The following is an 18,372-nucleotide window of genomic DNA, read 5'->3' on the forward strand; positions in this document are numbered from 1 at the left end:
CGCTTACGCTGGGCCAGCGGGCGCGCCTGGCGGCCGACGAACGCAATCCCCGGCCGCTGGCGGGCTATGCCTGGGCGCTGTGCTACTGCGCCGCCGCCACGGCGCTGTCCGCGCTGGCCTTCCCGGCCCTGCACCAGACCAATATCGTCATGCTGTTCCTGCTGGCGGTGGTGGCCGTGGCGCTGCGCCACGGGCGCGGGCCGGCGGCGCTGGCCTCGGTCATCAGCGTCGGGCTGTTCGATTTCTTTTTCGTGCAGCCGCTGGCGTCCTTCGCCGTGTCGGACGTGCAGTACCTGCTGACCTTCGGCGTGCTGTTATCCGTGGGCCTGCTGATCGGCCAGTTGACGGCCGGCCTGCGCCTGCAGGCGCAAGCCTCGGTCAAGCGCGAAGCCGATGCGCGCAGCCTCTACGAATTTGCGCGCGAACTGTCGTCCGCGCTGCTGCCCGAACAGATCGTCACTCTGGCCGGCGCCTTCGTGCATGCCACCTTCGGCTCGCGCTGCGCGCTCTATATCCTGGGCCTGGACGACAGGCTGAAGCTGGCCTCGCCCGCCGCCGACGACATGCCGCCGCTGGAATCGGCGCTGGCGCAATGGGTCTACGACCACGGGCAGCCCGCGGGCGCGGGCACCGCCACCCTGTCCAACAGCGACTTGCTCTACCTGCCGCTGAAGGCGCCGATGCGCACGCGCGGCGTGCTGGCGTTGGCCGCCCCGCGCCGCAGCCTGTTCCTGAACCCCGACTCGCGCCGCCAGATCGAGGCCTACGCCACGCTGATCGCCATCGCGCTGGAGCGCCTGCACTACGTGGAAGTGGCGCAGCAGGCGCTGGTCAGCATGGAATCCGAGAAGCTGCGCAACTCGCTGCTTGCGGCCGTGTCGCACGATCTGCGCACGCCGCTGACCAGCCTGGTCGGCATGACGGACACGCTGATGCGGCAGCAGGCGGCATTGCCGCCCGGCATCCACGACACCATCCGCGCCATGCGCGACCAGGCCCAACGCATGCACGCGCTGGTCGTCAACCTGCTGGACATGGCGCGGCTGCAGAACCGCGACACGCCGTTGCGCCTGGAATGGCAATCGATCGAAGAGCTGGTCGGCGCCTCGCTTGCCGCCATGCGCGAACCGCTGGCCGCGCACCGCGTCGCCGTGGACAGCCTGTCGCAACTGCCGCTGGTGGAGTGCGACGGCGTGTTGATCGAGCGGGTGCTGTGCAATCTGCTGGAGAACGCGGCCAAGTACACGCCTGCCGGCAGTACCTTGCGCGTGCATGCGGACGTGCACGCAGGCGAACTGCGCGTGGCCGTCAGCGACAACGGCCCGGGCGTTCCGCCGGGCGCTGAGCGCCGCATCTTCGAGAAATTCACCCGCGGCGACCGGGAGTCCGCCACTCCCGGCGTCGGCCTGGGCCTGGCGGTATGCGAGGCCATCATTGCCGCCCACCATGGGAAAATCTGGGTCGAACATACGCCAGGCCAAGAATCCGGCGCGCAGTTCGTCTTCACCCTGCCCCTGGGCACGCCGCCCCCGATCCAATCCGAAACCTCCTGAACGCCGCCACGCATGTTCGATTACCAGCCTACCGTCCTCATCATTGAAGACGACGCCAACATCCGGCGCTTCGTGCGCCAGGCCCTGGAGAGCGAGGGCTGCGCCGTGCACGAAGCCGATACCGTCAAGCGCGGCCTGATCGAGGCCGGCACCCGGCAGCCCGACGCGGTGGTGCTGGACCTGGGCCTGCCGGACGAGGACGGCATGACCTTGATCCGCGAGTTGCGCGGCTGGACCGAAGTGCCGGTGCTGGTGCTGTCGGCCCGCAGCGCCGAGGCCGACAAGGTCGCCGCGCTGGACGCCGGGGCGGACGACTACCTGACCAAGCCTTTCGGCGTCAGCGAATTGCTGGCGCGCCTGCGCGTGCTGCTGCGGCGGCACGCCAGGGGCGGCGCGGGCAACGCATCCGAAATCAGCTTCGGCGACGTGCGCGTGGATTTCGCCAAGCGCGTGGTCGAGCGCGGCGGCCAGCACGTGCACCTGACCGCCATGGAATACCGGCTGCTGGCGGCGCTGCTGGCGCATCGCGGCAAGGTCATGACACACCGCGAACTGCTGCGCGAAGTGTGGGGGCCGTCGCACGTCGAGAGCAACCACTACCTGCGCATCTACATGGGCCATCTGCGCCAGAAACTGGAAGCCGACCCGGCCCAGCCCGCCTACCTGCTGACCGAGATCGGCGTAGGCTACCGTTTCGCCGGCTGAGCCGCGCGCCGCGGGCGCGCATTGACGCCACGTTTACGCGCAGCCCGCAAGTCTTGTCTCGGGCTTTATGCCGTTCCTCCTATTGTTGCGATCCCATCCAACACCAGGAGGCCCCCATGCCCCGCCACATCCTGGCCGCGTTCGCGCTGCTGACCTTATCCGCCACTCAAGCCGGCAACGCGCTGGCCGCCGACGCGCCCGCCGACGCAACGCCGGCCGCTTCCAATTTCACGCTGACGGCCAATCTCACGTTGGCCAGCCAGTACCGCTACCGCGGCCTGATGCAAAGCAATAACAAACCCGCCATCCAGGGCGGATTCGACCTGGCCCATTCCAGCGGCTTCTATCTGGGCAACTGGAACTCCAGCATCAGCTGGCTCAACGACAGCAACAGCGAGGTCTCCGCCCCCGTCGAAATGGACTTCTACGGCGGCTACAAGGGCAATCTTGCGCAGGACGTTCCCGTCGATCTGGGCATTCTGCAGTACTACTATCCCGGCGACTATCCGTCGGGCTATACCAGCCCCGACACCACCGAGCTGTACGCCGGCATCGGCTATGGACCGTTGATGTTCAAGTACTCCATCGCCATGACCAATCTGTTCGGTTTCGCGGACAGCAAGCACAGCCAGTATTTCGACCTGTCCGGCAACTTCGACACGGGCGTGTGGGGCCTGACGCTCAACGCGCACGTCGGCCGGCAACTGGTGCGCAACGTCGACAACGCCGACTACACGGACTGGAAACTGGGCCTGACGAAGGACTTCGGCCAAGGCCTGTCGGTATCGCTGGCCTATCTGGACACCAACGCCGACCGCGCCGTCTACACCAATACGCGCGGCCGCGACATGGGCCGGGCGACGGGCCTGCTCTCACTGACCAAGACCTTCTGACCGCAACCGGACGTTGACGCGATTTTTACGCGCCGCGTCCGCTTTTATCGGCAGGATTTATGGCGCGATTCCTATAGTGGAACCGTCATCAACCAACCGGATCCCCGGAACGCCGTGAGCGGCGTCTCCGTTCCGCTCTCCCGCCATGACCCCCCGACTGCAAACCCGTCCTTCCCCCCTGCCCGGCACGCTGCCCGCGCAGCGCGCGCAAGCCCGTGCCGACCTGGTCGCGCTGACCGTCAGGATAGATACGCTGGACGCGCTGAACGTGCGGCTGGCGCTGCACCGCGCCCTGGGCGATCGCATTGGCGTGTACGTGCTGTCGATGGACCACGCCCATGCGCAAAGCGTGCTGCAGCTGCAATGCGAGCGCGGACAGCTGGATGCGCTGATGCATGCGGTGATGTCCGGCCTGCCCCGCGCCGAGTTCGGCCCGGTGCGCCCCGCGCATGCGATGACGGTGCAGTAGAGCCATGGACATGCCACGCAAGACCGCATTCGAGGGCCTCTGGCTGCCCATGGTCACGCCGCTGCGCGGCGGCTATGTGGACCTGGACGCCGCCCAGGCGTTGGCCCGCTATTACCGCAATGCGGGCATCGCCGGCCTGGTGCTGTTCGGTTCCACCGGCGAAGGCAATCTGCTCAGCATGCCGGAGAAGATCGACGTGATAGAAGCCATATCGAGCGACCCGCACGCGCTGCCGCTGGTGTTCGGCGCGGGCGGCGTCGACACGCGCGGCGTGGCGGCCGCGATCCGGCGTCTGGACAAGTACCGGCCCGCCGGGTATCTGGTGCCGCCGCCCTACTACCTGGGCCCGTCGCAGGCCGGCATTCTGTGGCATTACCGCCAGATCGCCTGGGCCACGGAACGGCCCATCATCCTGTACAACATCCCCAAGCGCGTCGGCGTGACGATGACGGTCGAAACCATGGAGGCGCTGGCCGCATTGCCCAACTTCAGCGCCGTGAAGGAGTGCAACCCGTCGGTGCTGGCGGCGCTGAACAGGCGCGGCGCGCTGGCCCCGCTATGCGGCGAGGACCTGGCGCTGCTGGACCACTTCCTGGCCGGAGGTTGCGGCGCCATCCCGGCCGCCGCGCACATCTACCCCGAGCGCTATGTCGAGGTCATGCAGCTGGCCCGTGACGGCCACGCGGAAGCCGCGCGCGAACTGTTCGAGCCGCTGCGCGGCCTGATCCGCCTGCTGTTTGCCGAACCCAACCCCGCGCCCATCAAGCGCGCCCTGGCCATGCAGGGGCTGATTGCCGACGAGCTTCGCATGCCCATGACCAGCGCCAGCCGCGAGCTGGGACAGCGTCTGCAGCGGGCCATGAGCGTGGTGCAGGGCTCGCCTAGCCGGCTGCAGACAGCCTGAAGACGGATACCGCGTTCGCCAGCTCGCCCGCCTGATCGCGCAGGGCGGCGGCCGACGCGGCGAACTCTTCGACCAGCGCGGCGTTCTGCTGCGTCACGCCATCCAGATGCGTCACGGCCTGGTTGATCTGCTCGATGCCCACGCTCTGCTCGGCCGAGGCCGTGGCGATCTCGCCCATCAGCGGCGCGCTGGTAGCGGCCGACTCCAGCACGCTGGCCATGGTCGCGCTGGCCTGTTCGACGCGCTGGCTGCCGCGCGCCACCGAGTCTGCCGACGCTTCGATCAAGGTCTTGATTTCCTTGGCGGCGGTGGCCGAGCGCTGAGCCAGCGCGCGCACCTCGCCCGCCACCACCGCGAAGCCCCGGCCCTGCTCTCCGGCCCTTGCGGCTTCCACGGCGGCGTTCAGCGCCAGGATATTGGTCTGGAACGCGATCTCGTCGATCAACCGGATGATCTCGTCGATGCGCTGCGAGCTCTTCGAAATCTCGCGCATGGCGTCGATGGCGTGCTGGGTCTCGTCGCTGCCCTGGCGCGCCAGTTGCGCCGCCCCGCCGGCCAGCGAGCTGACCTCGCGCACGTGCTCTGCGCTCTGCTGCGCGGTTGCGGTGATCTGCTCCACGCTGGCGGCGGTCTGCTCCAGGGCGGCGGCCTGCTTCTCGGTGCGGTCCGACAGGTCCATGCTGCCGGCCGCGATCTGCCGCGAGGCCGCGGCAATGGAAGCCGTGGAATGCACGATGCTGCGCACCGCCACGTCCAGGCGTTCCTGCATCCGCGCCAGGGCGTCGAACAGGCGGCCGATCTCGCCACGCTGATTGCGCGGCACGCTGCCCGACAGATCGCCATTGGCCACGCGTTCGCACACCGCCACCGCCTGATCCAGCGGACCGAGGACGTGTGTACGGAAAAAACGCAGCGCCGCCGCCAGCAACAGAACCAAGAGGCCAAGCGTCACGCCGCCCTGCCGCCACAAGGTGCCGTAGAACGCCTGGTCGACGTCGTCCACGTACAGGCCAGTGAACAACAGCCAGCCCCAGTCGGCGTCGTACGCGGCGTAACTGATCTTGGGCAGCGGCTGCTGCGTTCCTGGCCGCGGGAACTGGTAGCGCGTGTAGCCGCCGCCGGCCTTGCCCTGGGCGTAGAGGTTTTCGAAGATAGGCTGCCCCGCGCTGTCCTTGATGGACCGCACATTGGTGCCAACGAGCTTGGGATCGGGATGCACCAGCAAGTCATAGCCGTCGCCGAACGCGCCGACGTATCCATCCTCGCCGTAGCTGAGCTGCGCCAGCCGGCGCGCCACATTGCGCTTGGCCTCATCCAGGGGCATGCCCTCGCGCACGCTCTGCTTGCCGTTGCGCACGATGCCGGAGGCCAGATCGAGGACGTGGCGCAGCTCGATCTTGCGCTCGGCCACCATCTCGGCGCGGCGCTCCCAGGCATCCCAGGCGCCCAAGGCCAGCACGACAACGCCGACCGCGAACACGAACCACAGCAGCTCCCTGCGCAAGCTGGAATTTTTCATAGTCCTCTTATCCTTGTGCATCCTGCTCGTGAAACCAATCGAGGCAGAATGTGACGATTTATATAGTTGTTCCGTCAGAATAAGGGACAGGACAGGGGTTTTCGCCAAGTCCGGATGGGGCGCTTGATCTAGCGCAAGGCCCATAAAAAAAAACGCAAGGCGCGCTTGCCTTGCGTTTTTTGGCGACGGTGCGTTGCGCCTTTCGTCCAGCTCTCTCCTAGCCCCCCACACGCGTGGAGACCGAGGAGCGCGGCGTGGTCAGCGCGATCAGAGCCACCACGATCAAGGAATACGTCGGTACGCTGCGCATATTGCGGAACATCATTTCAGTCAGGCTGAATGCGCAATAGCCCAGGCAGAACAGCAGGCCCAACTGCGCGCCGACACGTATGACACGATCATCGCTGGCCAGCCGGCGCAGGAAAACGTAGGCCGGCACCAGATACAGCGCGAGTATGCTCAGCAGACCCAGCAGCCCGTAGCCGGACAGAGCGGCGAGCAGGTCATTGTGAGGCTCGCCATAGCCTTCGACGACTTCGCGCGACACCACTCCCCGCTTCTCGAGCTCGGCAAGTTCCTTACGGAAGTTGCTCGGCCCCACGCCAACGACAGGGCTCTTCTTGAACATCTCGATGGATGCTCGCCACAGTTGCAAGCGGATGCCGAGCGAGGAGTCCCGGTCGGTTGATGTGGTGAAATCCTGCAGATCCGTCTTGACCGCTTGCATGCGGCTGCTGAAATGCCATAGCCCGGCCGCGCTGACGACCAGGGCCACGCTAACCGCCAGCGCACAGTACGCCTTGTGCCGACGGCTCCAGCCGCGCAGCCCCAACAGGAACACCAACGCCAGGATGGGGAGCAACATCCAGCTGCTGCGCGTTTGGGAAAGCCAGGTCGCCCACACGCTCATCCCGAAAGCCAGCACCTTGAGGCCGGTTGCAAAATGCGGCCAGGGCTTGCTCGGCCCCCATTTGATCGACAACAGCGACATCATGCCGAACATCAGAGTCATGTTCGCGAAGGCAACGGCGTTGTAGCGCCCTCCGATCTCGACCACCGCCTCGCGGCCCCACAATGTCATGGTGACGATCAGCATCGCCGATCCCGCCAGCGCGCCGATCAAGATGCTCCACTGAATGTGCTTGAGCCAATGTTGCGGCGCTCTCAGCAACAGCCAGAGCACCGGCAGCGCCAGCGCGAAGCGGAGCAGCTTCTCCAATTCGGAATCGCTCCATACGCCTCGCACGGCGGACGTGATGAACATGCACAACAGCGGCAGCAGCAGCGCCAGCGCCATGGGCCACAAGGCCCGGAAATCCATCGGTTCGTAGCGTTTGATCGCATTGACGGCAAGCGCCGTCAATGCGATCAAACCGGTCAGATAGGCAATGACCGTTCCACCCACCGGGCTGGTCAACGCCAGCGCGGGAACCAACACCACCAGCAATGTGGCCAAGAAAACGTACAGTCGGGGCACTACACTCAACCTGGTAAAAACGAAACAAGCGCGACGCGCGCCATGCAGTTTGATTAATCAGCTAATTAGACAAAACCCGCCCGCCGTGACGGCGGGCGGGTTTACAGGGCTTGCGGACGGCAAGCCGCAGCCTACATATTATCGATCATCACCTGGCCAAAGCCCGAGCACGACACCTGGGTTGCGCCTTCGAGCAAGCGGGCGAAATCATACGTGACCTTCTTGGACAGGATGGATTTTTCCATGCTGGAGATGATCAGGTCGGCGGCTTCGGTCCAGCCCATGTGGCGCAGCATCATTTCGGCCGACAGGATTTCGGAACCGGGGTTCACGTAGTCCTTGCCGGCGTACTTCGGCGCGGTGCCGTGGGTGGCTTCGAACATGGCCACCGAATCGGACAGGTTGGCGCCCGGGGCGATGCCGATGCCGCCCACTTGCGCGGCCAGCGCGTCCGAGATGTAGTCGCCGTTCAGGTTCAAGGTGGCGATCACGTCGTACTCGGCCGGACGCAGCAGGATCTGCTGCAGGAAGGCGTCGGCGATAACGTCCTTAACGATGATCTCGCGGCCCGTCTTCGGGTTCTTGAACTTGCACCACGGGCCGCCGTCGATCAGCGTGGCGCCGAACTCCTTCTGCAGCAGCGCATAGCCCCAGTCGCGGAAGCCGCCTTCCGTGAACTTCATGATGTTGCCCTTGTGCACCAGGGTCAGCGACGTGCGGTCATTGTCGATGACGTACTGCGCGGCCTTGCGTACCAGGCGCTCGGTGCCTTCGCGCGACACCGGCTTGATGCCGATGGACGAGGTGTTCGGGAAACGGATCTTCTTCACGCCGAGCTTGGTCTGCAGGAACTGGATCAGCTCCTTGGCCTGCTCGCTTTCGGCCATGTATTCGATGCCGGCGTAGATGTCTTCCGAGTTCTCGCGGAAGATCACCATATTGGTCTTTTCGGGTTCGCGCACCGGCGAAGGTACGCCCTTGAAGTACGCCACCGGGCGCAGGCAGACGTACAGGTCCAGCTGCTGGCGCAGGGCCACGTTCAGCGAACGGATGCCGCCGCCCACGGGCGTGGTCAGCGGGCCCTTGATGGACACCACGTAATCCTTGACGACTTCCAGGGTCTCGTCGGGCAGCCACACGTCCGGGCCGTAGACCTTGGTGGCCTTCTCGCCGGCATAGACTTCCATCCAGTGGATCTTGCGCTTGCCGCCATAGGCCTTCTGTACCGCCGCGTCGACGACCTTGATCATCACCGGGGTGATGTCAGCACCCGTGCCGTCGCCTTCGATGAAGGGGACGATGGGCTGATCGGGCACATTCAGCGAGAAATCAGCGTTGACCGTGATCTTCTGGCCGCCAGCGGGAACCTTGATATGTTGGTAGGACATGAATGCTCCATTTGCTCCGAGTGGTTTTTCTGCACGCGCCGGCATCGGGAAGCGTCCGTTCCGGCGGGGAAGATCGCCCACGGGAACCGCGCACTGGATGGCCGATAGCAACCAATTCTATATCGCAAAAAGGTCGGCGGGCCTGACGGCCCGCGCGCGGCGGTAAAATAATGCATCTCCAGCCCGCTTTCCGCCCCCTCAGATGTTCAATCCCTCCCGCGACCAAGTCCGCGAATTCTTTATCGAAACCTGGCGCAAACACCGCGCCTCCGACGTGCTGACGCCGCTTGAGGCCATCGCGCTGGACTGGATCATCGAACATCCCGAGTACCACGGCGACTTGGAAAGTCCCGAGGCCATGACGGCCGAATACGCCGTGGAAAAAGGCCGCACCAACCCCTTTCTGCACCTTTCCATGCACCTGGCCATCGCCGAGCAGCTGTCCATCGATCATCCGCCCGGGATCCGAAGCGCCTACCAGCAACTGGTGGCGCGCAGTGACGCCCACCACGCGGCGCATGAAATCATGGAATGCCTGGGCCAGGTGGTCTGGGAAGCGCAGCGCCTGGGCACTCCGCTGGACAGCGACACCTACATCGATCTGATCCGCCAACGCGCCAGCCGCTGAGCGCGGCGTCCGCCCAAAGAAGAAAAGCCCTCGAATCGAGGGCTTTCTTGTTTTCGGGACCCGCCGGGACGGCTTATTTGCGCACGCCCAAGTCGCTCGGCTGCGCCGACAGCCACGCCGCCACGTTGGAGATGTCCTGGTCGGACAGCTGAGTGGCGAAGGCGCCCATGATCGGGTTCTTGCGCACATTGGCCGTGGCCGCGCTGCCCGAGGCGCCGCGCTTGTAGGCCTTCAGTGCATGGACCAGGTAGTCCGCGTGCTGGCCGGCCAGGGTCGGATAGGCCGGATCCACGGCGGTCTTGGCGTCCGCGCCATGGCAGGAAGCGCAATTGAATTTATCGAAGACGGCCTTGCCGGCCGCCAGGTCCTGCGCCTGGGCGGCAACGCCCGTCATGGCCAGGGTCGCGCCCGCAAGGGCAAGCATGTAGCGGTTCATGTATTTGCCCCCTTACTTGAGATTCGAGTAGTACGCGGCCAGGTCGGCGATGTCCTGGTCGGACAGGCTGCCGGCGATGGCGTCCATCGTGGGATGGCTGCGCGCGCCTTTCTTGTACTCGTTGAGGGCGGTTTCGATGTACTTGGCATTCTGCCCAGCGATCATCGGCACGTGGTACAGCTCGGGAAACGTCGCCTTGTAGCCTTCGATGCCGTGGCAACCGATGCACATGGAAACCTTGTCGCGGGCATTCTGGACATTACCGACCACTGCTGCATCTGCAGCAACAGACTGGCCGGCGATCGCACAGGATGCCATCGCGGCCAACACGGATACCGTGTACTTCAGAGAGGTTCGCAACTTCATTGGAATGGCTCTTCTTGGTATGGCTAAGGACTAGGGCCTGCTCACACGAAAAGGCCCTCGGCAAACACGTTGCGGGTCGAACCCAAAGCAAAACCGCCTGATTGTACGATAATTGCTCAGGATTAATACCTTACGATGGTATTGATCACCGTCAAATCTCAGAAGCCATCAGACCATGTCCGCAGCCCAGTCCGCTACTTCCGCCTCGCCAGACCGCTTCGACGGGACCGACAACTATGTCGCAACCGATGACCTGAAACTCGCCGTCAACGCCGCCCTCACCTTGCAGCGCCCGCTCCTGATCAAGGGCGAACCCGGCACCGGCAAGACCATGCTCGCGGAGGAAGTGGCGCGCGCGCTGGGCCGGCCGCTGTTGCAGTGGCACATCAAATCCACCACCAAGGCGCACCAGGGCCTGTACGAGTACGACGCGGTGTCGCGCCTGCGCGACTCGCAGCTGGGCGACGAAAAAGTCCGCGACATCCGCAATTACATCGTGCAGGGCACGCTGTGGCAGGCCTTCCAGTCGCCGGAGCCGGTGGTGCTGCTGATCGACGAGATCGACAAGGCCGATATCGAATTCCCCAACGACCTGCTGCGCGAGCTGGACCGCATGGAATTCTACGTGTACGAAACGCGCGAGACCATCGCGGCGCGGCACCGCCCGCTGGTCATCATCACGTCCAACAACGAAAAAGACCTGCCGGACGCATTCCTGCGCCGCTGCTTCTTCCACTACATCCGCTTCCCCGACCGCGAGACCATGCGCGACATCGTGGCCGTGCACTATCCGCACCTGAAACAGGAAGTGCTGCGCGCCGCGCTGGACACTTTCTTCGCGCTGCGCGATGCGCCGGGCCTGAAGAAAAAGCCGTCCACCTCGGAACTGCTGGACTGGCTGCGCCTGCTGCTGGCGGAAGGCTCGACCGCCGCCGAAATCGACGCGCACACCGCCACGGCCGTGCCGCTGATGGCCGGCGCACTGCTCAAGAACGAGCAGGACGTGCACCTGCTGGAACGCCTGGCGGCCATGACGCGCGGCGGCCAGCGCCGCTGAGCAACCACCAGCTACCGGCGGCCCGCAAATGCTGATCGATTTCTTCTACCACCTCCGGGCGCACAAGCTGCCCGTCTCGGTCAAGGAATACCTGACCCTGGTGGACGCCCTGCGCCAGGACCTCATGGCGCCCACGCTGGACGAGTTCTACTTCCTGGCGCGCGCCACGCTGGTCAAGGACGAGGCGCTCTACGACCGCTACGACAAGGCCTTCGGCGCCTACTACAAGGGCATCGCGGCCGCCCTGCCTCCGGGCAAGGAAATCCCGCTGGACTGGCTCATCAAGCAGTTCGAGAAAAGCCTGACTCCGGAAGAAAAGGCCGCGATCGAAAAGCACGGCTGGGACAAGCTGATGGAGCTCTTCAAGGAGCGCCTGGAAGAGCAGAAGGAACGCCACGCCGGCGGCAGCAAATGGATCGGCACCGGCGGCACCTCGCCGTTCGGCAATGGCGGCTACCACCCCGAGGGCATCCGCGTGGGCGGCGACTCGGCCGGCAACCGCAGCGCGGTCAAGGTCTGGGACATGCGCCAGTTCAAGGACTACGACGACCAGGTCGAACTAGGCACGCGCAACTTCAAGGTGGCCCTGCGCCGCCTGCGGCGCTTCGCAAGGCAAGGCGCGGAAATGGAGCTGGACCTGGACGACACCATCGCCAGCACCGCGCGCAATGCCGGGCACCTGGACCTGCGCATGGTCCCGGAACGCCATAACACCGTGAAGGTGCTGATGCTGCTGGACGTGGGCGGCAGCATGGACGACCACATCGGACGCGTCGAGGAACTGTTCTCGGCGGCGCGCAGCGAGTTCCGCAACCTGGAGGTCTACTACTTCCACAACTGCCCGTACGAAAGCCTGTGGCAAAGCAACCGCCGGCGCCAGAACGAGCGATTCGACACCTGGGACGTGCTGCGCAAGTACAACCCGGACTGGCGCCTGATCATCGTCGGCGACGCCACCATGAGCCCCTATGAAATCCTGCAGCCGGGCGGTTCCGTGGAGCACTACAACAAGGAGCCCGGCGCCGAATGGATGCGCCGCCTGCTGGACGCGTGGCCCAAATCGGTGTGGCTCAACCCCGAGCCCACCGCGTCCTGGCAGTACCGCCAATCCATCGCGCTGATGCGCGACATCATGCAGAGCCGCATGTATCCCGTGACGGTCGCCGGCCTGGAACAGGCCATGCGCGTGCTAGCGAAGTAGGACGGTCCGGCGGCGACGGTCAGCCGTCGACAGGCTGCTCAGGCGTTTCCAGCGTCAGCTGATAGAACGCCAGGTCCAGCCAGCGCCCGAACTTGAAGCCCGCCTCGCGGATGGTGCCGGCATGCTTGAAGCCCAGTTTCTCGTGCAGGCGGATGCTGCCCTGGTTGCTCGCGTCAATGCCGCCGACCAGCACGTGCACCTGATTGGCGCGCGCCCGCTGGATCAGCGCCTGCATCAGCGCCTCGCCCAAGCCCCGTCCGCGGAAGCGCCCGTCCACATACACGGAATGTTCCACCGAATACTTGAAGGCAGGCCAGGCGCGGAAGGTGCCATAGCTGGCGAAAGCCATCAGCTCGCCGGCGGCGTTCTCATACCCCACCACCGGGAAACCGCCCTGCTGCTTGGCCTGGAACCAGCCCTGCATCGCCTCGCGCGGCCGCGGCTTGTAATCGTACAGCGCGGTGGACGTGGCGATGGCATCGTTGAAAATGGCCAGTATCTGGTCGGCATGGCGCGCGTGCGTGCAATCGACCAGGGTTGCGCCATCCGGCGCGCGGGTTTCGGCGTGCGTAGTCATGGCGCAAATTGTAGCGAGCCGCACAGCCTGGCGGCGTTCGGCCCGCGCTGCTTGCAGGCAAAAAAAACCGGCGGGGCCGCCGGTTCAGTGAAGTGTTGCCGCTTCTGGCCACTCTCAGGCGGCGCGGCTCTCCGCAGATCGGTTGGGGGGTTCGCGGCGCAGGCCAGGACAACTGCGCCAGGCAAGCTCGTCCGCATCCATATCCAGATCGAACAGGTCGTTGGCAGCGGGCCAGGGATGGCTGCGAGCCGCCGCGCCTTCCATTTCCAGCACGTGCCCGGCAAAGCCCCGTGGCGAGCCGCCGCACTCCGCAAAATATCGTTGTGTGCTCAGGTCAACCACATAGGTGGTCATGTCATGGGTCAGTATGGCCACGAATTGGCCGTCATCACTGGCATAGGCGTACTGAAACTGTCCTTTGATCCCGTCGCCGCTCATGGAGCTGCCGGTCAATTGAGACAAGGCACGCGTGACGATCTCGGTCAGCATGGGTCGTTCCTCCGGTAAATGCGCCGGCAGGATGCCGGCGGCGAAGGCGCGAACGACAAGCACCGACGCCGCGCATGCAGCGGCGTCTGGCGTTGGACGGGAAACCTGTGGGCGGGCTGTCGCGCATCCCGTCTGCAACTGGTACTGCGTTCTGAAAAGCTTACACCCGCGGACCCGGAGACCTCAAATCAGCCCGGAATTTCGCCATGCTGCGTCGCAATATATCGAGGCTGCGCCGGTTCCAGCCCCTTATGCCGCTGCAACCGGCGCAGCGCCTGCGTCTACGTCACCGTTTTCCCGCGCGTGCCAGCCCCGGCGGCCGATCCGGTACAGCACGTGCCGGCGCAGCGGATGCCCCGGCGGGACGGCGGGATGGTCGAAACCATCCGGGTCTTCCTTCATGCCCAACCGGTCCATCACTGCGCGCGAGCGCAGGTTGCCGGTGGCGGTGAAGGCCACGATCTCGTCCAGCCCCACCTGCTCGAAGCCCGCCCGCAAGGCCGCCTCGGCCGCCTCGCTGGCGTAGCCCTTGCCCCAATGCCGCTGCGCCAGGCGCCAGCCGATCTCCACGCCAGGCGCGAATGGCAGGGTCGGCGCCAGCGGCTTGATGCCGACAAAGCCGATGAAGGACGCCACCTCCGGCGCTTCCACGGCCCAGAAACCCCAGCCGTGCTCGTCGATGCCTGCCGCCAACCTGTCGGCGAGCGCATCGCTCGCCTCCTGGCTCAGCGGCAGCAGATATTCGGTGACGCGGGGATCCTGATTCAGCGCCGCGAAAGGTTCACGGTCGGCGGCGCGCCATTGGCGCAGCACCAGACGCGGCGTTTCGACTTCCAGGGATAGAGACATGGCGGACTTCCTTGCTTTGCGGTCCCGGGCCGTGCGCCGCGATAACGGCGGCCCCGCAGCCCCTGAACCATTGCCAACGTATACACTCCAACGGATTCTGCCATGCCAAAGGAATTGTCTGCCATGCGCCTGTCCCTATCGAAGCTGCCGCGCCCGCTGGGCGTGCTGCTGTTTTCCTCCTTCCTGGCCTTCCAGGCCGGCGCCGCCAGCCTGCCGGCCGGCGTCTCGGAGGCCGCCTCGATTGAAGGCATCACCGAATACCGCTTGGCCAACGGCCTGAGAGTGCTGCTGGTTCCCGACGAATCCAAGCCGTCCACCACCGTCAACATGACCTACCTGGTGGGCTCGCGCAACGAGAATTACGGCCAGACGGGCATGGCGCACCTGCTGGAACACATGCTGTTCAAGGGCACCTCCACCACCCGCAACGCCATGGGCGAATTCTCGCGCCGCGGCCTGCAGGCCAACGGCTCGACCTCCAGCGACCGCACCAACTATTTCGCCAGCTTCGCCGCCAACCCTGAAACCCTCAAGTGGTACCTGGGCTGGCAGGCCGACGCCATGGTCAATTCCCTGATCGCCAAGGAAGACCTGGACTCGGAAATGACCGTGGTCCGCAATGAAATGGAAAGCGGCGAAAACAGCCCCTTCCGCATCCTGATGCAGAAAATGCAGGCTGCCGCCTTCCAGTGGCACAGCTACGGCAAGAACACCATCGGCGCGCGCTCCGACGTGGAGAACGTCGATATCGGCCAGTTGCGCGCCTTCTATCATGAGTACTACCAGCCCGATAACGCCGTGCTGATCGTGGCGGGCAAGTTCGACCCGCAAGCGACGCTGGCCGACATCGAGGAAACGCTGGGCAAGCTGCCCAAGCCCGAGCGCAAGCTGCCGCCCGAATACACCGTGGAGCCCGCGCAGGACGGCGAGCGTTCGGTGACCCTGCGCCGCACTGGCGGCACGCCGCTGGTCGCGGCGATGTACCACATTCCGGCCGCCGGCAGCGCCGATTTCGTGCCGCTGGATCTGGCCGCCACCATCCTGGCCGACACGCCTTCGGGCCGTCTCTACCATGCCCTGGTTCCGACCAAGCTGGCCTCCGGCGTGTTCGGCTTCACCATGGAAAACCTGGACCCGGGCCTGGCGATGTTCGCCGCCCAACTCACGCCGGGCAAGAGCCTGGACGCCGCCATGAAGGCCCTGACCGGCACGCTGGAATCCCTGAACAAGAAGCCGTTCACCCAGCAAGAGCTGGACCGCGCCCGCAGCAAGTGGCTGACCGCCTGGGAACAGACCTACAGCGACCCTGAACAGGTCGGCGTGGCGCTGTCCGAGGCCATCGCCGCCGGCGACTGGCGCCTGTTCTTCCTGCAGCGCGACCGCGCCCGCAAGGCCACGCTGGCCGAGGTGCAGCGCGCCGCGACCACCTACCTGGTCCAGAGCAACAGCATCGAAGGCCGCTACATTCCCACCGAGAAGCCCGTGCGCGCGCCTCAAGAACAGCGCGTGGACCTGACCGCCGTCTTCAAGGACTACAAGGGCGATCCGAATTTCAAGGCAGCCTCGGCCTTCGATCCCACGCCCGAGAACATCGACAAGCTGACGCAACGCAAGAAGCTGGATCTGCCCAACGGCCCCGTCCAGCTCGCGCTCTTGCCCAAAGCCACCCGCGGCAACCGGGTGCAGGCGCAGATGCTCATCCAGTTCGGCAACGAAAAAGACCTGCTCGGCCAACGCGTGAACTCCAGCGCCGTGGCCGACCTGCTGACCCGTGGCACGGCCAAGCTGTCGCGCCAGGACATCCAGGACCGCCTGGACAAGCTGCAGGCGGAACTGGGCTTCAGCGGCGGCGGTACCACGCTCAAGATCGCCATGTCGACCAAGGGCGAAAACCTGCCGGAACTAACTGCCCTGGCGCTGGACATCGTACGCAACGCCAACTTCCCCAAGGAACAGCTCGAGGAGTATCAGCGTCAGCTCGAGACCTCGATCCAGAACGCCATGACCGAGCCCTCGGCGTTGGCCGGACGCGCCCTGGCCCGCCAGGACAATCCGTGGCCTGCCAATGACCTGCGCTACGTGCCGACCTTCGAGGAATCGCTGGCCGGCGTGCGCGCCCTGAACCGCGATGCCCTGGCCAAGTTCCACTCCAAGTTCTACGGCGCCGGCAACATCGAGTACTCGGCGGTGGGCGATTTCGAGCCCGCGGCGGTGGAAAACGCGCTCAAGAACGGCTTGGCCGGCTGGAAGAAGGCCCCCGCCTACACCCGCGTGCCCAATCCCTACCGCGACATTCCAGCCAAGCAGTTCGACATCGACACGCCCGACAAGGCCAATGCGTTCTACATCTCGCGCATGCCGCTGAAGCTGCAGGACACGGACGCGGACTACGCCGCGCTGTACTTGGCCAACTATCTGTTCGGCGCGTCCGAAACCTCGCGCCTGTGGAATCGCGTGCGCGAAACCGAAGGCCTCTCGTACAACGTGCGCAGCTCGCTGTCGGTCTCGTCGTTCGAACCCTCCGCCAGTTGGACCATGTATGCCATCTACGCGCCGCAAAACCGCGAGCGCCTGGAAAAGGCGATCGGCGAGGAGTTGGCGCGCGTACTGAAGGACGGTTTTTCGGACAAGGAGATCTCGGACGGCATCACCGCCTTGCTGAACTACCGCAACCTGGCCCGCGCCCAAGACGACGTCCTGGCCGGCACCTGGCTGGACTACATGCAACGCGGCCGCACTTTCGCCTGGTCGGCCGAGATGGACAAGAAGATCTCCGCGCTGACCGCTGAATCGGTCAATGCCGCCTTGCGCAAGACCCTGCGCGCGGACGGCTTCAGCACGGCGGTGGCCGGCGACTTCAAGAAGAAACCGGCCCCCTGACCAACCCTGCCTCCCTCGAAGGCCCCGCCACGGCGGGGCTTTTTTTCGTTTCGCCGGTCTGGGCCAGCTCACCAAATTCCACCTGACACCCCCTGGACTATGCCAAAAATGGGTGAAATCGAATTAGCCAACTGGATTACTCGACTATTTGGAAAGATGTTTTCAAGATATACGGGTTTATCCCAGGTGAGATAACGAGCAGAATTCAGTCATCGGGAACAAACAACGAACCACGACGGAGGGCCGCCGGATTCGGTCCCCCACTAAGACGAATTGGAGGTCTAACCATGAAAACCCTAACCACCACCCTGCTGCTATCCCTGGCCCTGGTTGGCGCTGGCGCCCAAGCCGCCGGCGTGGAACAAGCCAAGAGCAGCGCCCAGGTCGCCACCGAACTGCAGCAAGCCAAGATCAGCGGCCAGTACACCTTCGGCGAGCTGGACTACCCGCCCGCCCTGCCCCAGACCACTGGCCTGAGCTCGCAAGAAGTGCAAGCCCAGCTGCAACAAGCCAAGATCAGCGGCCAATACACGTTTGGCGAACTGGAATACCCGGCGGCCGTGTCCGCCCCCGCCAGCGCCAAGACGCGCGCTGACGTCCAGCAGGAACTGGCCCAAGCCAAGGCCAGCGGCCAATACACGTTCGGCGAACTCGAGTACCCGCCGATCACCCGGTGAGCTGCTTGCTGTGGCCCGGCCGGCCTCGGACGGCATCATGGTCTGAGGCCGGTTTTTACCGGCGACAGCAGCGGTCGATGTAGCAGTAGAAGTAGCTGTTGAAGTTGCAGTAGAAGTTGAAGTTGAAGTTGAAGTTGAAGTTGATGCGGCAGTTGCAGTAACCGCAGTAGCAATAGCAGTGATCGCAGTTGTAGTAGCAGCACCAGGACCGCGGCTCGCGCCGCGGTCTTTTCATTTGCACTCGCCATCTTCCCGCAACGGCGCCTTGCTGTATTCCAAGACGAAAAAAAGCCGCGACAACGTC

19 protein-coding genes are annotated in these 18,372 nt (G+C 64.9%); 10 read left to right on the forward strand and 9 right to left on the reverse strand.

Annotated elements, in window-relative coordinates:
- From WBB14_RS18260 to WBB14_RS18280, 5 genes are all read left to right on the forward strand, one after another.
- Window positions 1-1,553, forward strand: a 1,553-nt coding sequence (locus WBB14_RS18260) for a DUF4118 domain-containing protein (RefSeq protein WP_424241077.1), incomplete at its 5' end; no start/stop codon positions are given.
- A gap of 12 nt (window positions 1,554-1,565) precedes the next feature.
- Window positions 1,566-2,258: a two-component system response regulator KdpE gene (kdpE, locus tag WBB14_RS18265; RefSeq protein ID WP_424241078.1), complete on the forward strand. Its 693-nt coding sequence runs from the start codon at window positions 1,566-1,568 to the stop codon at window positions 2,256-2,258.
- 116 nt (window positions 2,259-2,374) lie between these two features.
- The gene (locus WBB14_RS18270) at window positions 2,375-3,151 is read left to right on the forward strand and encodes a TorF family putative porin (protein ID WP_424241079.1); all 777 of its coding nucleotides are present in this window, start codon (window positions 2,375-2,377) and stop codon (window positions 3,149-3,151) included.
- Between the two features lie 145 nt (window positions 3,152-3,296).
- Window positions 3,297-3,620 carry a hypothetical protein gene (locus tag WBB14_RS18275; protein ID WP_424241080.1) on the forward strand — a complete coding sequence of 108 codons (324 nt, stop codon included), beginning with the start codon at window positions 3,297-3,299 and terminating at the stop codon, window positions 3,618-3,620.
- A 4-nt stretch (window positions 3,621-3,624) separates the two neighbouring features.
- Complete coding sequence (locus tag WBB14_RS18280; protein ID WP_424241081.1) at window positions 3,625-4,524, forward strand: 4-hydroxy-tetrahydrodipicolinate synthase family protein; 900 nt, start codon at window positions 3,625-3,627, stop codon at window positions 4,522-4,524.
- Here WBB14_RS18280 and WBB14_RS18285 read toward each other — a convergent pair.
- The 3 genes from WBB14_RS18285 to icd all read right to left on the reverse strand — a co-directional run bounded on the left by WBB14_RS18285 (window position 4,502) and on the right by icd (window position 8,908).
- Window positions 4,502-6,043 (reverse strand): methyl-accepting chemotaxis protein, encoded by a 1,542-nt coding sequence (locus tag WBB14_RS18285; protein WP_424241082.1) that lies wholly within the window; start codon window positions 6,041-6,043, stop codon window positions 4,502-4,504. The genes WBB14_RS18280 and WBB14_RS18285 overlap by 23 nt on opposite strands.
- Before the next feature lie 217 nt (window positions 6,044-6,260).
- On the reverse strand, window positions 6,261-7,520 hold the full coding sequence (locus WBB14_RS18290; RefSeq protein WP_424241083.1) for an O-antigen ligase family protein: 1,260 nt from the start codon (window positions 7,518-7,520) through the stop codon (window positions 6,261-6,263).
- 131 nt (window positions 7,521-7,651) lie between these two features.
- Window positions 7,652-8,908: an NADP-dependent isocitrate dehydrogenase gene (gene icd / locus WBB14_RS18295; protein WP_424241084.1), complete on the reverse strand. Its 1,257-nt coding sequence runs from the start codon at window positions 8,906-8,908 to the stop codon at window positions 7,652-7,654.
- A gap of 202 nt (window positions 8,909-9,110) precedes the next feature.
- Here icd and WBB14_RS18300 point away from each other — a divergent pair, with 202 nt between their 5' ends.
- Complete coding sequence (locus WBB14_RS18300) at window positions 9,111-9,536, forward strand: DUF1841 family protein (RefSeq protein ID WP_424241085.1); 426 nt, start codon at window positions 9,111-9,113, stop codon at window positions 9,534-9,536.
- Between the two features lie 73 nt (window positions 9,537-9,609).
- On the opposite strand, the gene WBB14_RS18305 is transcribed toward WBB14_RS18300, so the two are convergent.
- On the reverse strand, window positions 9,610-9,972 hold the full coding sequence (locus WBB14_RS18305) for a c-type cytochrome (protein WP_013391873.1): 363 nt from the start codon (window positions 9,970-9,972) through the stop codon (window positions 9,610-9,612).
- Between the two features lie 12 nt (window positions 9,973-9,984).
- Window positions 9,985-10,338, reverse strand: coding sequence for a c-type cytochrome (locus WBB14_RS18310; protein WP_013391872.1), 354 nt, complete (start codon window positions 10,336-10,338; stop codon window positions 9,985-9,987).
- A 175-nt stretch (window positions 10,339-10,513) separates the two neighbouring features.
- On the opposite strand from WBB14_RS18310, the gene WBB14_RS18315 reads away from it, so the two are divergent.
- Both WBB14_RS18315 and WBB14_RS18320 read left to right on the forward strand, forming a co-directional pair.
- The gene (locus WBB14_RS18315) at window positions 10,514-11,395 is read left to right on the forward strand and encodes a MoxR family ATPase (protein WP_332013266.1); all 882 of its coding nucleotides are present in this window, start codon (window positions 10,514-10,516) and stop codon (window positions 11,393-11,395) included.
- 28 nt (window positions 11,396-11,423) lie between these two features.
- Window positions 11,424-12,596 carry a vWA domain-containing protein gene (locus WBB14_RS18320; protein WP_424241086.1) on the forward strand — a complete coding sequence of 391 codons (1,173 nt, stop codon included), beginning with the start codon at window positions 11,424-11,426 and terminating at the stop codon, window positions 12,594-12,596.
- 19 nt (window positions 12,597-12,615) lie between these two features.
- Here WBB14_RS18320 and WBB14_RS18325 read toward each other — a convergent pair whose 3' ends face one another.
- From WBB14_RS18325 to WBB14_RS18335, 3 genes are all read right to left on the reverse strand, one after another.
- The gene (locus WBB14_RS18325; protein ID WP_424241087.1) at window positions 12,616-13,173 is read right to left on the reverse strand and encodes an N-acetyltransferase family protein; all 558 of its coding nucleotides are present in this window, start codon (window positions 13,171-13,173) and stop codon (window positions 12,616-12,618) included.
- Window positions 13,174-13,287: 114 nt separating this feature from the next.
- The gene (locus WBB14_RS18330; RefSeq protein WP_424241088.1) at window positions 13,288-13,662 is read right to left on the reverse strand and encodes a hypothetical protein; all 375 of its coding nucleotides are present in this window, start codon (window positions 13,660-13,662) and stop codon (window positions 13,288-13,290) included.
- A 249-nt stretch (window positions 13,663-13,911) separates the two neighbouring features.
- Window positions 13,912-14,511: a GNAT family N-acetyltransferase gene (locus tag WBB14_RS18335; RefSeq protein WP_424241089.1), complete on the reverse strand. Its 600-nt coding sequence runs from the start codon at window positions 14,509-14,511 to the stop codon at window positions 13,912-13,914.
- Window positions 14,512-14,634: 123 nt separating this feature from the next.
- Between WBB14_RS18335 and WBB14_RS18340 the strand changes: the two genes are divergently transcribed.
- Both WBB14_RS18340 and WBB14_RS18345 read left to right on the forward strand, forming a co-directional pair.
- Window positions 14,635-17,391, forward strand: a complete 2,757-nt coding sequence (locus WBB14_RS18340) for a M16 family metallopeptidase (RefSeq protein ID WP_424241090.1) — start codon at window positions 14,635-14,637, stop codon at window positions 17,389-17,391.
- Between the two features lie 287 nt (window positions 17,392-17,678).
- A complete protein-coding gene (locus WBB14_RS18345; RefSeq protein ID WP_332013272.1) occupies window positions 17,679-18,068 on the forward strand; it encodes a DUF4148 domain-containing protein in 390 nt (129 codons plus the stop codon).
- Between the two features lie 55 nt (window positions 18,069-18,123).
- Here WBB14_RS18345 and WBB14_RS18350 read toward each other — a convergent pair whose 3' ends face one another.
- A complete protein-coding gene (locus WBB14_RS18350) occupies window positions 18,124-18,303 on the reverse strand; it encodes a hypothetical protein (RefSeq protein ID WP_424241091.1) in 180 nt (59 codons plus the stop codon).
- Between the last annotated feature and the right edge of the window lie 69 nt (window positions 18,304-18,372).

The sequence above is a fragment of the Achromobacter sp. genome (assembly GCF_049647645.1).
GTDB lineage: Bacteria > Pseudomonadota > Gammaproteobacteria > Burkholderiales > Burkholderiaceae_B > Achromobacter.

Excerpts from the sequence above, each read along its gene's own strand:
- kdpE (WP_424241078.1), top strand. The coding sequence starts at position 1,566 with ATGTTCGATTACCAGCCTACCGTCCTCATCATTGAAGACGACGCCAAC.
- WBB14_RS18270 (WP_424241079.1), top strand. The coding sequence starts at position 2,375 with ATGCCCCGCCACATCCTGGCCGCGTTCGCGCTGCTGACCTTATCCGCC.
- WBB14_RS18275 (WP_424241080.1), top strand. The coding sequence starts at position 3,297 with ATGACCCCCCGACTGCAAACCCGTCCTTCCCCCCTGCCCGGCACGCTG.
- WBB14_RS18280 (WP_424241081.1), top strand. The coding sequence starts at position 3,625 with ATGGACATGCCACGCAAGACCGCATTCGAGGGCCTCTGGCTGCCCATG.
- WBB14_RS18285 (WP_424241082.1), bottom strand. The coding sequence starts at position 6,043 with ATGAAAAATTCCAGCTTGCGCAGGGAGCTGCTGTGGTTCGTGTTCGCG.
- icd (WP_424241084.1), bottom strand. The coding sequence starts at position 8,908 with ATGTCCTACCAACATATCAAGGTTCCCGCTGGCGGCCAGAAGATCACG.
- WBB14_RS18300 (WP_424241085.1), top strand. The coding sequence starts at position 9,111 with ATGTTCAATCCCTCCCGCGACCAAGTCCGCGAATTCTTTATCGAAACC.
- WBB14_RS18305 (WP_013391873.1), bottom strand. The coding sequence starts at position 9,972 with ATGAACCGCTACATGCTTGCCCTTGCGGGCGCGACCCTGGCCATGACG.
- WBB14_RS18310 (WP_013391872.1), bottom strand. The coding sequence starts at position 10,338 with ATGAAGTTGCGAACCTCTCTGAAGTACACGGTATCCGTGTTGGCCGCG.
- WBB14_RS18315 (WP_332013266.1), top strand. The coding sequence starts at position 10,514 with ATGTCCGCAGCCCAGTCCGCTACTTCCGCCTCGCCAGACCGCTTCGAC.
- WBB14_RS18320 (WP_424241086.1), top strand. The coding sequence starts at position 11,424 with ATGCTGATCGATTTCTTCTACCACCTCCGGGCGCACAAGCTGCCCGTC.
- WBB14_RS18325 (WP_424241087.1), bottom strand. The coding sequence starts at position 13,173 with ATGACTACGCACGCCGAAACCCGCGCGCCGGATGGCGCAACCCTGGTC.
- WBB14_RS18330 (WP_424241088.1), bottom strand. The coding sequence starts at position 13,662 with ATGCTGACCGAGATCGTCACGCGTGCCTTGTCTCAATTGACCGGCAGC.
- WBB14_RS18335 (WP_424241089.1), bottom strand. The coding sequence starts at position 14,511 with ATGTCTCTATCCCTGGAAGTCGAAACGCCGCGTCTGGTGCTGCGCCAA.
- WBB14_RS18340 (WP_424241090.1), top strand. The coding sequence starts at position 14,635 with ATGCGCCTGTCCCTATCGAAGCTGCCGCGCCCGCTGGGCGTGCTGCTG.
- WBB14_RS18345 (WP_332013272.1), top strand. The coding sequence starts at position 17,679 with ATGAAAACCCTAACCACCACCCTGCTGCTATCCCTGGCCCTGGTTGGC.
- WBB14_RS18350 (WP_424241091.1), bottom strand. The coding sequence starts at position 18,303 with ATGAAAAGACCGCGGCGCGAGCCGCGGTCCTGGTGCTGCTACTACAAC.